Source organism: Micromonospora sp. NPDC051300 (assembly GCF_044455315.1).
In the GTDB taxonomy this organism is placed as follows: domain Bacteria; phylum Actinomycetota; class Actinomycetes; order Mycobacteriales; family Micromonosporaceae; genus Micromonospora; species Micromonospora robiginosa.
In genome coordinates this window covers 33,077-45,199 of the sequence record NZ_JBITEP010000038.1, presented here as the reverse complement: position 1 = coordinate 45,199, position 12,123 = coordinate 33,077, and the positions used below count along the sequence as shown (strand labels likewise).

The window sequence follows — 12,123 nt, the reverse complement described above, 5'->3', positions numbered from 1 at the left end:
ACCAGGTCGTCGGCGTGGGGGGGGAGCCCCCCGGGGATGACCCAAAACCGGACCAAACGCCCCGACCAGTGGGGGGGGGGGGGGGGGGCGCCCCCCCCCCCCCCCGCCCCGCCCCCCCCCCCCCCCCCGGGTCCGGTCAGCGCCAGGTGTCGGTGGCGGCGCGGGTGCCGCCGGCCGGCGTGGTGAAGCTGCGGTTGGCACCGGACTCCCAGGTCACCGAACCGTCCGGGTTCCGCTTCACGTACTTGTACTCGACAAGGGTGTTCGGCGGGAGGTCGACAGTGCCCCGCCACACCGGGTAGGTGGCGGCGGAGAGCGCGAATCCGTTCGCCGGGTTCCACCCGCCCAGCGCCGCGACGTTGCCGACCACGAACACGTCCTGGCCGTACGCCGTGGTCGCGGTGACCGCGAACGAGCTGGCCACCGCCGTCGAGACGGTGTCACCGCGGAACGTCTCGGTCACCGCGTACGTGCCGGACGCCGGCGTGGTGAGGCTCCGGTTCGCGCCGGACTCCCAGGTGACCGCGCCGGCGGCGGTCCGCTTGACGAACTTGTACTCGACGGTCGTGGCGCGGGGCAGGTCGACCGTGGCGCGGTAGGCGCCGCCACCCTGCGCGGTGAGCCTGACCCCGTTGGCCGGCGTCCACGAGCCCAGCTCGGGGACGCTGCCGACGACGTACACGTCCTGGCCGGCGGCCGGGGTGGCGCTCACGGTGAACGTGGTGGCGACCCGGTCGGCGGGGTTGGTGGTGGGCGACGCGGTCGGGGACGCGGTGGGCGAGGGGTTCGTGCCGGGCCGGGCGCCGACGTGCAGCGCGACCGCCCCGTTGGCCGGGACGGTGACGGCGGCCCGGCCGGCGGCGACGGTCACCGTGGCGCCGGTGCAGCCGCTCGCGGTGGCGACGCCGGAGATGACGTCGCAGTAGCTGCCGTCGGCCAGGCCGGTGGTGAACGTGGCGGTGGTGGCCGAGCCGGAGTCGTTGATGCCGATCCAGGCCCGGTCGCCCCGGTGGAAGCCGATGACGTTGCTGTTGACCGTGGTGAAGTCCGAGACGGTCTTCACCGACCGGGCGGTGTTGGCCCAGCCGACCATGCCCTTGATGCCGGCGCTGCGGGTCAGGCAGTTCCAGGCCGCGCCGCAGACCGTGTCGGTGACCCGCCCGGTGCCGTCGCTCGGCGGGGACTGGTTGCGGTTCGACCAGGTGAAGCTGTCGTAGACCGAGGGCTTGCCGTGCGGGTACGCCAGCGCGAAGTAGTTGGCCAGCACGTAGTCGCTGCCGTCCTTGTAGGACAGCACCACGCCGTCCCGCTCCAGGTCGTGGTTGGTGACCATGGCGAAGACGTTGGCGCTCGGCGCGTCGAGGTTCCAGTTCGGCACGTTCGCCAGCGTGGAGACGGAGCCGAGGAACGCCGAGCGGATGCCCTTGGCGTATCCGAAGTCGAGCACGTCGCCGTTGCCGATGAACGCCCGGGCCTGCAGCGCCGGGTTGCTGGCGCCGTCGAAGATCTCCTGCGCGACGTACGGACGGCGGCCCTCCGCCACGGTGTTGTTCAGCTTGCCGAGGATCGCGGCGAAGTCGTCCTTCCTGACGTGCTTGACCGCGTCCACCCGGAAGCCGTCGGCGCCGAGGCCGATCAGGTCGTTCAGGTAGCCGGCGATCCTGTCGCGGACCGTCTCCTTCTCGGTGTAGAGGTCGGACAGGGACAGCAGCTCGCAGCTCGTGACCTGGGCCTCGTTGTTCCAGTCGGTGATGCCGCCGCCGGTGGGGCAGTTGTCGCCCGGGCGGTGGAAGTCGCCGCTGCCGTACGGCACGGCCGGGTAGCTGTAGCCGGAGAACTCGGTGCCGGCGTAGCCGCGCGTGCCGGCCGGGTTGTTGGTGCCGGCCATGTGGTTGACCACCGCGTCGACGTAGACCCGCACGCCGGCGGCGTGGCAGGTGGTGACCATGGCGGCGAACTGCTGCCGGTTGCCGAACCGGCTGTCCAGCTTGTACGACACCGGCTGGTACACCTCGAACCAGGGGTGTACGCCGTCGGGACTGGTCGGCAGGCTGACCGACTCCTGCGGCGGGGCCACCTGCACCGCGCCGTAGCCGGCGGGCCCGAGGTGGTCGGTGCAGGCGGCGGCGACCGAGGGCCAGTTCCATTCCCAGAGGTTGGCGGTCACCTCGCTGTCGTTCAGGGCGACGGCGGCGCGGGCGGGGGCGGCGGTGGTGGCAGCGACGGTGACGACGGCCGTGCCGCCGGTCGCGACGAGCGCGGCGGCGAGCAGCAGGCGGCTGGCGCGCCGGCGCGGGTGTGGCCTGGCGGATTCCATGGCAGGGGGACCTCTTCCGGGTGCTCGAAAGGGTGCGCGGGGGATGGACGGCCGTCCGGGTAGCGAACACCATGCGCGATCCATGAAAGTCTTTGCAATACCTTGCGGCAAAGTTTTCGAAACCGGCCCGCAACAGTCACCTCCTTGAATGGCCGCTGAGCAGCGACTATCCATGCGGGACCGCACCGAACTTGGGACACCGACTCCCGGCGGGTGGGAGCACCTTGACGCGCACCGGCACGCGTTCGTAAGTTCCTACAAAATTTGCGGGCCTTGCGGGCCTGGATCGCCCAGGTCGGTCCTCACGCACCTCGTCCGGGCCGAGTGCCCACCTCGGCATACTTTCGCTCGACCCGCTCCGGACACTCGCGCCGCCCCGTGGGCCACGCCCGCGTGGCGCGCGCGACAGCAGTTCGTCAGTCGTGCGCGGGGGTGACAGCGCCGGGCATGATCGGGAGGGCACCACCGAATCCCCTCGGACGACCGGAAGGACAGGCCGATGCGACACCTCAGGCGGGTGCTGCCCGCGCTGGCCGGGACCGCGCTGCTGATCCCCGCGGCCGGTTGCGGCGACTCGGCCGTGCCGGTGAGCGGACCGGGCGGCGCCGGCACCACGAGCGCGTCCGCCCCGACGAGCACACCGGCGAGCACGGCGGGCACCGAGCAGGGCGACCGGGTCGAGGTGGACGGCCGGACCGTCGTCGGGGTGGCGCCGGGGCTCGGGTTCCCCGCCGGCAGCAAGGTCGACACCGCGTTCGGCGACCCGGGCGCGGCCACGGTGATCCTCACCGCGCCGACGCCCGAGCAGGTGCTCGCCCACTACCGTCAGGCGGGTCCGGCAGCGGGATATCCGGTCGGCACCGACACCGGTCAGACCCTGCACCTGGCCGGGCGCGGATGGAGCGTCGCGGTCATCACCACCTCCCGGGACACCACCGTCACGTTCGCCCGCGACCGGCCGGCCGAGCGGTCGACCGCGCCGCCGCAGGCGGAGCAGTCGGCGCTGACCGGCCGGGACCTGGGCGTGACGAACCTGCCGTTCAACTTCCGCTTCCCGCCGGGCAGCCAGGTACGCGACCTCTCGGACACCGCCGCCGGCGCCCGGCTCACGCTTGTCGAACCGGACCCGGAGCGGGTGCTGGCCTTCTACCGCGCCGCCCTGCCACAGGGATTCTTCGACGTCACGGGCGACCGCACGACCGGCGGGACCACCACCATCACGTTCGACAAGGACGACGGCGAGTGGACCGGCACCATCGAGGCGACGGACGAGGGAGTCACCGTCACCACCGTCCGACATTGATCGGACGGCCACCGGCGCGCCGACGACGCACGACCACTCCGACCACGTTGAGGGCGACCCCCCACAGCAGCGCCGCGCCCACCCACCGCGGCCAGTCCGGCGTCACGTCGAGAACGCCCCGCAGCGCCCCGTACGGGGTGAGCCGGTCCCGGGCCGCGACCCACGGCGTGAGCAGCGCGTACGCCCCGAGCGGCAGTGCGATCGTGGCCAGGCACGCCCACGCCGGCCGGGCGATCAGCAGGCCCAGCCCGGTGCCGACGAGCTGCGCCAGCACCTGCACCAGCACACCCGCCACCGCGATCCCGCCGACGTGCGCCCACGGGTCCGGCGCGGTGGAGCCGGACGCGGCCAGCGCGGCGACGATCGTCGCGTCGCCGACCAGGCCCGCCGCCACGGCGACCACCGTCGCCCCGGCGAGCGTGGGCAGCACCCGCGCCCCGGGTGTCCGCCGGAGGTCGTCGGCGAGCAGCACGCCGACGAACGGCAGCGGCACGGAGACGAACGCGTGCACCGGCTCGCCGAACGCGGCGGCGGTGCGCTCGGCGGGCGGCAGCCCGGCCGCCAGCGCCGTCGCCGCGAGGGCGCCCGCCCCGACCGTCACCAGCAGCAGCGCCCGTCGGCCCCGGGTGCCGGTCGCGCGCCGCAGCGTGCCGGCGATCGTCTCGTTCCTCATCGCGTGCTCCTCCCCGTCGTGTCGACCGGACGAGGATCGCCGACGGGCACGCGTCCGCGCACGAGCCGGAGGATCCGCCCGCCCCCCTACTTTGGTAGCTGGCGCGCGGCCGCGTACCGCCTAGGCTGCCGGCATGGCCGCCGCGCTGTTCGACCTGCTCGTGCCGGACCCGACGAGCGACCGGCCGGGCGCGCGGCACCGCCTCGCCGACGCCGTGGCGGTCACCGTGGCGCTGGGGTACGGCCTGACGATGCTGCGGATCGGCGACGCGACCGCGGCCGGCGCGGCGATCCCGTGGCCGGTCGACGTGTTGGTCGGCCTGCTCTGCGCCGTCCCGCTGCTGCTCCGGCGACGCCGGCCGGTGGCCGTGCTGGCGGCGCTGCTGCCGATCGGCGCGATCTCGGTGACCGCGACCGGGCCGATCCTGGTCGCGCTGTTCACCGCGGCGATCCGCCGCCGGGCCCGGCTGGTCTTCACGCTCGGCGCGGTGCACGTCGGCACCGGCGTGGTCTACTTCCTGCTCCAGCAGGACCCGCCGTACCCGGTCTGGGTGGACGTCGTGCTCCGCGCCGTCACCGCCGCCGCGGCGATCGGCTGGGGCCAGTTCGTGCGGGCCTACCGGCGGCTCACCGAGTCGCTGCGCGCGCACGCCGCCCGGTTGCAGGCCGAGCAGCACCTCCGCGTCGACCAGGCCCGGCTCACCGAGCGGGCCCGGATCGCCCGGGAGATGCACGACGTGCTGGCCCACCGGATGTCGCTGATCAGCCTGCACGCGGGCGCGCTGGAGGTGCGCACCGACGCCCGGCCGGACGAGATAGCGATCGCGGCCGGCGCGATCCGCTCCAGCGCGCACGAGGCGCTGGAGGAGCTGCGGGCCGTGGTCGGCGTCGCGAGCCGGCCGGAGCCGCCGCAGCCCGGCCTCGCCGACGTGCCCGACCTGGTGGCCGGCGCCCGCGCGGCGGGGATGCGCGTCGAGTTCACCGACGAGGTGACCGCCGACGATCCGCCGACGTTGGTGGGGCGGACGGCCTACCGGATCGCGCAGGAGGCGCTGACCAACGCCCGCCGGCACGGCGGCGACGCCGGCGCGGCGCTCCGGCTGGCCGGCGGCCCCGGTGACGGGCTGCGGGTCGTCGTGGTCAATCCCCTCCCGGGTACGGGCGGAGCCGCCGCCCGCCCCGGCGGGATGGGGCTCGTCGGCATCGGCGAGCGGGTGGCGCTGGCCGGTGGCCGGGTGAGCCACGGCGCGCGGGACGGCGAGTACCGGCTGGAGGCGTGGCTGCCGTGGCAGGCGTGAGCGGCGTGCCCGGGCGGCCGATCCGGCTGGCCGTGGTGGACGACGACCCGCTGGTCCGGGCCGGGTTGCGCATCCTGGTCGGCGGGTCGCGCGACATCGAGGTGGTGGCGGAGGCGGCCGACGGCGCGCAGGCGGTGTCGATGGCCCAGGCGCACTGGCCGGACGTCGTCCTCATGGACGTCCGGATGCCCCGGCTGGACGGGCTGGCCGCGACCCGCCGGATCCGGTCCCGACCGGGCGCACCGGAGATCATCGTGCTGACCACGTTCGACGCCGACGAGTACGTGCTCGACGCGCTCCGCGGCGGCGCGTGCGGTTTCCTGCTCAAGGACACCCCGCCACGGGAGATCCTCGCCGCCGTCCGCACCGTCGCGGCGGGCGCGGCGATCCTCTCCCCCGCTGTCGTCCGGCGGCTGATCGACCACGTGGCGGATCCGGCGGCGGGGAGCCGGCGGGCGCGGGCGCGGGACGCCCTGGCCGCGCTGACCGACCGGGAACGGGACGTGGCGGTGCTGGTCGGACAGGGCCGGTCGAACGCCGAGATCGCCGCCGGGCTGGGCATGGGCGTGCCGACGGTGAAGGGGCACGTGTCGCGGCTGCTGGCCAAGCTGGGCCTGAACAACCGGGTGCAGATCGCCCTGCTGGTGCACGACGCCGAGTTGCTCTGAACAGCCGTCAGTACCGCCGCCGGGGCAGCCAGCCGAGGAAACGCGCCCTGGCCTGCGGCACGGTCATGGCCGGCAGGTCCCGGGTGGCGGCGACCAGGCAGGTGCCCAGATAGACGGCGAGCCCGGCCGTGGTGCCGCCGAACTCGACGAGCAGTTGGCTCTGCTTGGTGGAGCAGGGCCAGTCGGCCGCGCATCCGCTGCACCGCCAGTGCGGCGGGAGCGGCAGGTGCGCCGGCGGGACGGCGTACCGGCGGGACGCGTCGTTGCGGGTGTAGCCGTCGCGGCGGGCGGCCGACGCGGCGGCGGGCGGCGGTTCGGCCAGGCACAGGCGCGCGCGGGTGAGCATCGCGCCGACGCGGACCAGCGCCTCCGGTCCGAGCCGGTGGGCGAGCACCACCGTGAGCAGGTGGTGCCCGAGCGCGTCGAACTCGTCGATCGTCCACTCCAGCCGCCCGCACAGCTCGCCCAGCGGCCGTCCGTCCACTCTGTCCCGGCGGCCCAGCAGGGCCTCGTGCAGCGTCTCCCGCAGGGCCACGCCGAGGGCCGCCTCGTGACCGTCGAAGCGTCCTGCCCCACCGGAGTCGCCGTCGAGGCGGCGCATCGCCTCGGCCGCCACCACCCACGCCAGCCGTCGTGCCTCGGTCACGTCCACGTGCGCCCCCTCGTCCGCCCCCACCGCCCCGCCGCGACGGCTCCAGACAACGACCCTTCCCGATCGATGGAGCCCTGGACTACGTCACAGAACGAACAGAGGCGGTGACGGCTGATCGCTGCGCGCAAGTCCCATTAATGGGATCAACAGTGAGCACAATTCCCATCAAGGAAATACCATCGGGAGAGTCGTGCGACCAATACGGTCGTGAATTCCGGAAAGCAAGTTCCCGATTCCCGGGGGACGACATGAGCGTCGCGACCACCGTCAGCCATGACTTCGACAGCCGGGAACCGGAGCTGATCCACCAGTACCTCGCCGCGGCGTACGGCGTCCGGGGGTTGCGCATGGACAGTGGCGGCCTCGATTATCGGCTCAGCCACCGGCGGCTGTGCGCCGGTCCGTTCTCGGTCGACCGGTCCGCCCTGTCCGCCGATCTGCGGGTCAGCGTGGACGGATCGGAATCCGTGGTCGTCTGCGAGAGCACGACCAGCTCGGTGAACCGCGTGTGTGACGGCGAGGAGGGCTGCTTCGGCCCCGGGGACGTGTTCCTCGCGGCCGGGCCGGGTCGCCCGTACCGGGCCCGGTGGCGACCGGGCGAGACGCTCGTGGTCCAGCTCGACCCGCGCCTGTGCGCGCAGGTCGCGAGCCCGGCCCCCGGGCAGCGACCCGCCCAGGTCCGGTTCACCGGCCTGGCGCCCGCGTCGGCGGCGCTCGCCGACCACTGGCGGGCCACCGCCCACTACGTCCGCCTCGCCGTGCTGACCAACCCGGAGGCCAGCCGGCACCCGCTGGTCCTCGGCGCGGCGGCGCGCACGCTCGCCACCGCCGCCCTCGCCGTCTTCCCCAACACCGCGCTGACCGACCCGACCCGGCAGGACCGGCGGGACACCGTGCTGCCGGCGGTGCGCCGGGCGGTCGCGTTCATGGAGGAGCACGCCGGTCGGGACATCAACCCGGCGGACGTGGCGGCCCCGCGGCGGTGTCCGTCCGGTCGCTGCAACTGGCGTTCCGGCGGCACCTGGACACCACGCCGATGGCCCACCTGCGGCGGATCCGGCTGGAACGGGCACACGAGGACCTGCGGCTGTCCGACCCACGGCGGGAGACGGTGAGCCGGATCGCCGGCCGGTGGGGCTTCCTCAACCACAGCCGGTTCACCGCCCACTACCGGTCCGTCTTCGGCGTGCCACCGAGCCGGACGCTGCACGACTGAGCCGGGCGACACGACCGGGCCCCGGTCGATCCGTTCCGGATCGACCGGGGCCCGGTCGGTGCGACGATCAGACCAGGTCGAACCGGTCCAGCTCCATCACCTTGGTCCAGGCGGCGACGAAGTCGGTCACGAACTTCTCCCGCGCGTCCTCGCTGGCGTAGACCTCGGCGAGCGCCCGGAGCTGCGAGTTCGAGCCGAAGATGAGGTCGACCGCGGTGGCCGTCCACTTCACCTGGTCGGTGGCCAGGTCCCGGATCTCGTACACGTGCTCGGCCGACTCCGACGCCTTCCACCGGGTGCCCGGGGAGAGCAGGTTGGCGAAGAAGTCGTTGGTCAGCACGCCCGGCCGGTCGGTCAGCACGCCGTGGGTGGCGCCGCCGACGTTGTTGCCGAGCGCGCGCAGGCCGCCGACGAGTACGGTCATCTCCGGCGCGGTCAGGCCGAGCATGTAGGCGCGGTCGACGAGCAGCACCTCCGGCTCGGTTTTCTCGCCCGGCCGCAGGTAGTTGCGGAAACCGTCGGCGCGCGGCTCCATCACCCGGAACGACTCGACGTCGGTCTGCTCCTGGGTGGCGTCGGTGCGACCCGCCCGGAACGGCACGGTCACCTCGACTCCGGCGTCGCGCGCCGCCTTCTCGACCGCGGCCGAACCGGCCAGCACGATCAGGTCGGCGAGCGAGATCCGGGCGCCACCGGCGGAGTTGAACTCCTGCTGGATGCCCTCCAGGGTGGCCAGCACGCCGGCGAGCTGCTCCGGCTGGTTGACCTCCCAGTTGCGCTGCGGCTCCAGCCGGATCCGCGCGCCGTTGGCGCCACCGCGCTTGTCGGTGGAGCGGTAGCTCGCGGCCGAGGCCCAGGCGGTGGAGACGAGCTGGGCGGTGGTCAGACCGGAGTCCAGGACCTTCGCCTTGAGCGCGGCGACGTCGGCGTCACCGACCAGCTCGTTCTCGGCGGCCGGCACCGGGTCCTGCCAGAGCTGGGCCTCGGGGACCCACGGGCCGAGGAAGCGGCTGACCGGACCCATGTCGCGGTGCAGCAGCTTGTACCACGCCTTGGCGAAGGCCAGCGCGAACTCGTCCGGGTGCTCCAGGAAGCGACGCGAGATCTTCTCGTACGCCGGGTCGACGCGCAGCGACAGGTCGGTCGTCAGCATCGTCGGCCGGTGCTTCCTCGACGGGTCGTGGGCGTCCGGGATGATCGCCTCGGCGTCCTTGGCCACCCACTGCTTGGCGCCACCGGGACTGGTGGTCAGCTCCCACTCGTAGCCGAAGAGGATCTCGAAGAAGCGGTTGCTCCACTCGGTCGGCCGGTCGGTCCAGGTGACCTCCAGACCGCTGGTGATCGTGTCGCCGCCCTTGCCGCTGCCGTGGGTGCTCAGCCAGCCGAGGCCCTGCGCCTCCAGCGGGGCGCCCTCGGGCTCCGGGCCGACGTGGTTGTCGGCGACACCCGCGCCGTGGGTCTTGCCGAACGTGTGACCACCGGCGATGAGGGCGACCGTCTCCTCGTCGTTCATCGCCATCCGGCGGAACGTCTCCCGGATGAAGTGCGCCGCCGCGGCCGGGTCCGCGTTGCCGCGCGGGCCCTCCGGGTTGACGTAGATGAGGCCCATCTCGGTCGCGCCGACCCCGGCCGCCATCTCCTTCTCGGAGGCGTAGCGCTCGTCGCCGAGCCAGGTGTCCTCCGGACCCCAGAAGATCTCCTCGGGCTCCCAGACGTCCTCGCGGCCGAAGCCGAAGCCGAAGGTCTTGAAGCCCATCGACTCCAGCGCGACGTTACCGGCGAGCACCAGCAGGTCGGCCCAGGAGACCTTCTGGCCGTACTTCTGCTTGACCGGCCAGAGCAGTCGGCGGGCCTTGTCCAGGTTGGCGTTGTCCGGCCAGCTGTTCAGCGGGGCGAAGCGCTGCCCGCCGTCGCCGGCGCCGCCGCGGCCGTCCTCGATCCGGTAGGTGCCGGCGGCGTGCCAGCTCATCCGGATCATCAGGCCGCCGTAGTGGCCGAAGTCGGCCGGCCACCAGTCCTGCGAGGTGGTGAGCACCTGGGTGATGTCCCGCTTGAGCGCCTCGACGTCGAGCTTGGCGAACTCCCGGGCGTAGCTGAACTCGGGCCCGAGCGGGTTGCCCTTGGACGAGTGGGCGTGCAGCACGGACAGGTCGAGCTGGTTGGGCCACCAGTCGCGATTGGTGCGCGGACGGCCACCGGTCTTCGGCGTCGGCGAGTCGATCGCCGGGTTCTCGCTCTCGCTGCCCTGCGCGGTCACCGAGTCGTGGGCGACCGGGCAGCCGGCCGCCTCCTTGGCGTCCACGCCCTGGGCGCTGACGGGCCCGTTGTCCTGGGTGTCGCTCATCTGTTTCCTTCCGAACTGGCGGGTCACTGGCCGAACTGGCGGATCAGTGGGCGGTGCGGTCGGTCGCGCAGTCGGGGCAGGTGCCCCAGTAGACGACCTCCGCCTCGTCGACCACGTAGCCGTGGTCGTCGGAGGCGGTGAGGCAGGGGGCGTGACCGACGGCGCACTCCACGTCGGCGATCGCGCCGCACGAGCGGCAGACGATGTGGTGGTGGTTGTCCCCCACCCGCGACTCGTAGCGGGCGACGGCTCCGGCCGGCTGGATGCGGCGCACCAGACCGGCGTCGGTGAGCGCCCGGAGGACGTCGTAGACCGCCTGGTGGGAGACCGTCGGCTGGTCCGCCCGGACCAGCGCGATCACGGTGTCGGTGTCGACGTGCGGGTGGTCCCGCAGGGCGGCGAGGACCGCCAGGCGGGGCCGGGTCACGCGCAACGAGACCGCCCGCAACTGGGTCTCGAAGTCGGACGTCATGAGCCAACCCTAGTCGACTCTTCTGGAATGAATCAAGTTTCCGAGCGGGTGTGTCGGCCGGCACACGCGACGGTGGGGGCACCGCGGTCGCGGTGCCCCCACCGGGGATAAGCCCAGCTCAGCTGGTCGAACAGGTCGCCGTCGGCGTGGTGTTGTTGCCGTTCTTGTAGAGCGTGATGCCGAAGTTGTTGCCGTTGCCGTTGGGACGCGCGGTGAGCGTGCCGCTGGTGCCGCTGACCGACGCGTTCCAGCTGTTCTGCAGGCTCTGCCCGCCCTGGGTCTGGATCCGGACCGTCCAGTTGCTGCTGCCGCTGACCGAGAACGTGGTGTTGAACCGGTCGCTCCAGTCCTCGGCACGGTTCACGCTGACCGTGCAGCCGCCGCCGTTGTTGGGCGGCGGGGTGGTCGGGTTGGAACCACCGGAGCTGTCCACGGTGATGTTGGAGTTCCCGCTGCTCTGGTAGCCCTCGGTGGCCAGGATCTGGTAGTCGTGGTTGCCGAGGTTCATGCCGAGCCGGGACCAGGCGCTGAAGTGGTTGCCGGCGCTGATCGTGCCGCCGACGCGCTTCGACTGCCGGACGCTCCAGTACTGGTAGAAGGTCTGGGTGCCGTCGATCGAGGGCGCGTTGACCCGCTGGGTGCGGTAGATGTCGTACGTGCCGCCGTCGCTGCTCACCGTGCCCATGAAGCCGCTGCCCGGCGGGCGCCAGCTACCCCAGCTGTCGACGATGTAGTACTCGACGAGGGGGCTGCGGGTCCACCCGTAGAGGGTGAGGTAGGCGTTGCCGGACGGGTTGAAGCTGCCGGAGTAGGTGACATTGCGGGCCGTGCCGGGCTTCCAGCCCTTGCCGGCCACGAAGTTGTTGATGCCACTCCACTGGGTGCTGTACTGACCGCCGTTCCCCATGGTCATGGAGACGTTGCCACTGTCCTTCCAGAAGGAGAAGAAGTAGCCGTTGTTGGTGCCGGTCTGGTTCGACGTGACTGTCGTGTCGGCGTAGGCCGGACCCGACAGGACCGCGGTCGTGCCGGCGGCGGCGAGCGCCACCGCGCAGGCGCCGCCGAGGAGCATCCTGAGGCGTCCGCGCCTGCGGCTGCCCGAGCGGACGGGGGCGTCGTTCATGGGCGGGTTTCCTCCCTGTGGTGGCTGGCGCGCGGCCGACTGTCATAGAGGTGGATCG

The 12,123-nt window shown here is 73.0% G+C and carries 11 protein-coding genes; 5 read left to right on the top strand and 6 right to left on the bottom strand.

Translation table 11 applies throughout. From position 1 onward, the window contains the following. Window positions 1-136: 136 nt before the first annotated feature. Window positions 137-2,317 (bottom strand): carbohydrate-binding module family 20 domain-containing protein, encoded by a 2,181-nt coding sequence (locus ACIA5A_RS28190; protein ID WP_396767463.1) that lies wholly within the window; start codon window positions 2,315-2,317, stop codon window positions 137-139. Window positions 2,318-2,816: 499 nt separating this feature from the next. Between ACIA5A_RS28190 and ACIA5A_RS28185 the strand changes: the two genes are divergently transcribed. Beyond that, window positions 2,817-3,620, top strand: a complete 804-nt coding sequence (locus tag ACIA5A_RS28185; RefSeq protein WP_396767462.1) for a hypothetical protein — start codon at window positions 2,817-2,819, stop codon at window positions 3,618-3,620. On the opposite strand, the gene ACIA5A_RS28180 is transcribed toward ACIA5A_RS28185, so the two are convergent. Then, entirely contained in the window at window positions 3,601-4,293 is a 693-nt protein-coding gene (locus ACIA5A_RS28180) for a hypothetical protein (protein ID WP_396767461.1), read from the bottom strand. The two genes, ACIA5A_RS28185 and ACIA5A_RS28180, sit on opposite strands and share 20 nt — an antisense overlap. Window positions 4,294-4,426: 133 nt before the next feature. Between ACIA5A_RS28180 and ACIA5A_RS28175 the strand changes: the two genes are divergently transcribed. Next, window positions 4,427-5,590, top strand: coding sequence for a sensor histidine kinase (locus tag ACIA5A_RS28175; protein WP_396767460.1), 1,164 nt, complete (start codon window positions 4,427-4,429; stop codon window positions 5,588-5,590). Then, window positions 5,578-6,258 carry a response regulator gene (locus ACIA5A_RS28170; protein ID WP_396767459.1) on the top strand — a complete coding sequence of 227 codons (681 nt, stop codon included), beginning with the start codon at window positions 5,578-5,580 and terminating at the stop codon, window positions 6,256-6,258. The genes ACIA5A_RS28175 and ACIA5A_RS28170 overlap by 13 nt, the downstream gene beginning before the upstream one ends. Window positions 6,259-6,265: 7 nt before the next feature. On the opposite strand, the gene ACIA5A_RS28165 is transcribed toward ACIA5A_RS28170, so the two are convergent. Further along, on the bottom strand, window positions 6,266-6,910 hold the full coding sequence (locus ACIA5A_RS28165) for a hypothetical protein (RefSeq protein ID WP_396767458.1): 645 nt from the start codon (window positions 6,908-6,910) through the stop codon (window positions 6,266-6,268). 248 nt (window positions 6,911-7,158) lie between these two features. Here ACIA5A_RS28165 and ACIA5A_RS28160 point away from each other — a divergent pair, with 248 nt between their 5' ends. Together ACIA5A_RS28160 and ACIA5A_RS28155 are read left to right on the top strand one after the other, a co-directional pair. Next, window positions 7,159-8,025, top strand: a complete 867-nt coding sequence (locus ACIA5A_RS28160; protein WP_396767457.1) for a hypothetical protein — start codon at window positions 7,159-7,161, stop codon at window positions 8,023-8,025. Continuing rightward, window positions 7,947-8,126 (top strand): helix-turn-helix domain-containing protein, encoded by a 180-nt coding sequence (locus tag ACIA5A_RS28155; RefSeq protein WP_396767456.1) that lies wholly within the window; start codon window positions 7,947-7,949, stop codon window positions 8,124-8,126. The genes ACIA5A_RS28160 and ACIA5A_RS28155 overlap by 79 nt, the downstream gene beginning before the upstream one ends. A 67-nt stretch (window positions 8,127-8,193) precedes the next feature. Here the strand turns inward: ACIA5A_RS28155 and katG are convergent, their stop codons facing one another. The 3 genes from katG to ACIA5A_RS28140 all read right to left on the bottom strand — a co-directional run bounded on the left by katG (window position 8,194) and on the right by ACIA5A_RS28140 (window position 12,065). Continuing rightward, the gene (gene katG, locus ACIA5A_RS28150) at window positions 8,194-10,470 is read right to left on the bottom strand and encodes a catalase/peroxidase HPI (protein ID WP_396767455.1); all 2,277 of its coding nucleotides are present in this window, start codon (window positions 10,468-10,470) and stop codon (window positions 8,194-8,196) included. Window positions 10,471-10,513: 43 nt separating this feature from the next. Then, window positions 10,514-10,942, bottom strand: a complete 429-nt coding sequence (locus tag ACIA5A_RS28145) for a Fur family transcriptional regulator (protein ID WP_278105161.1) — start codon at window positions 10,940-10,942, stop codon at window positions 10,514-10,516. A 118-nt stretch (window positions 10,943-11,060) separates the two neighbouring features. Beyond that, a complete protein-coding gene (locus ACIA5A_RS28140) occupies window positions 11,061-12,065 on the bottom strand; it encodes a glycoside hydrolase family 11 protein (protein ID WP_246411599.1) in 1,005 nt (334 codons plus the stop codon). Window positions 12,066-12,123 lie beyond the last annotated feature (58 nt).

Excerpts from the sequence above, each read along its gene's own strand:
- katG (WP_396767455.1), bottom strand. The coding sequence starts at position 10,470 with ATGAGCGACACCCAGGACAACGGGCCCGTCAGCGCCCAGGGCGTGGAC.
- ACIA5A_RS28155 (WP_396767456.1), top strand. The coding sequence starts at position 7,947 with ATGGCCCACCTGCGGCGGATCCGGCTGGAACGGGCACACGAGGACCTG.
- ACIA5A_RS28180 (WP_396767461.1), bottom strand. The coding sequence starts at position 4,293 with ATGAGGAACGAGACGATCGCCGGCACGCTGCGGCGCGCGACCGGCACC.
- ACIA5A_RS28175 (WP_396767460.1), top strand. The coding sequence starts at position 4,427 with ATGGCCGCCGCGCTGTTCGACCTGCTCGTGCCGGACCCGACGAGCGAC.
- ACIA5A_RS28140 (WP_246411599.1), bottom strand. The coding sequence starts at position 12,065 with ATGAACGACGCCCCCGTCCGCTCGGGCAGCCGCAGGCGCGGACGCCTC.
- ACIA5A_RS28145 (WP_278105161.1), bottom strand. The coding sequence starts at position 10,942 with ATGACGTCCGACTTCGAGACCCAGTTGCGGGCGGTCTCGTTGCGCGTG.
- ACIA5A_RS28185 (WP_396767462.1), top strand. The coding sequence starts at position 2,817 with ATGCGACACCTCAGGCGGGTGCTGCCCGCGCTGGCCGGGACCGCGCTG.
- ACIA5A_RS28160 (WP_396767457.1), top strand. The coding sequence starts at position 7,159 with ATGAGCGTCGCGACCACCGTCAGCCATGACTTCGACAGCCGGGAACCG.
- ACIA5A_RS28190 (WP_396767463.1), bottom strand. The coding sequence starts at position 2,317 with ATGGAATCCGCCAGGCCACACCCGCGCCGGCGCGCCAGCCGCCTGCTG.